This window comes from Brevibacillus sp. B_LB10_24, assembly GCF_046036945.1.
GTDB lineage: Bacteria > Bacillota > Bacilli > Brevibacillales > Brevibacillaceae > Brevibacillus_C.
This window is the reverse complement of sequence record NZ_JBJQOQ010000089.1, coordinates 1-334: the sequence shown is the minus strand read 5'-3', so window position 1 is coordinate 334 and position 334 is coordinate 1. Positions and strand designations below refer to the sequence as shown.

Sequence of the window (334 nt, the reverse complement as noted above, 5' to 3'; positions counted from 1 at the left end):
GCAAAATCAAAGACCTGTTCCACAAGGCGAGCTACCGGATTGTCCTGCTTGCTGCCCGGCAAAACATCGGGACGATCGTCATCGGACATAATCCGGGCTGGAAGCAGAAAGGCAACATCGGCAAAAGAACCAACCAGTCCTTTTGTCATATCCCTCACCACATGTTGACTTCCATGATCCAATATAAAGCGGCCGAGCAGGGGATTGACGTACAATTCACAGAAGAAGCCTATACTTCCAAGGCTAGTTTTCTAGATGGTGATCCCTTGCCCGCCTATGAACAAGGAACCACACATCGGTTCTCCGGAAAAAGGATCAAACGCGGCTTATATAA

At 48.8% G+C, this 334-nt stretch carries 1 protein-coding gene; it reads left to right on the top strand.

The window, feature by feature from the left end; translation table 11 throughout:
• Positions 1 to 334, top strand: a 334-nt coding sequence (locus ACI7RC_RS27805) for an IS200/IS605 family accessory protein TnpB-related protein (protein ID WP_408111392.1), incomplete at both ends; no start/stop codon positions are given.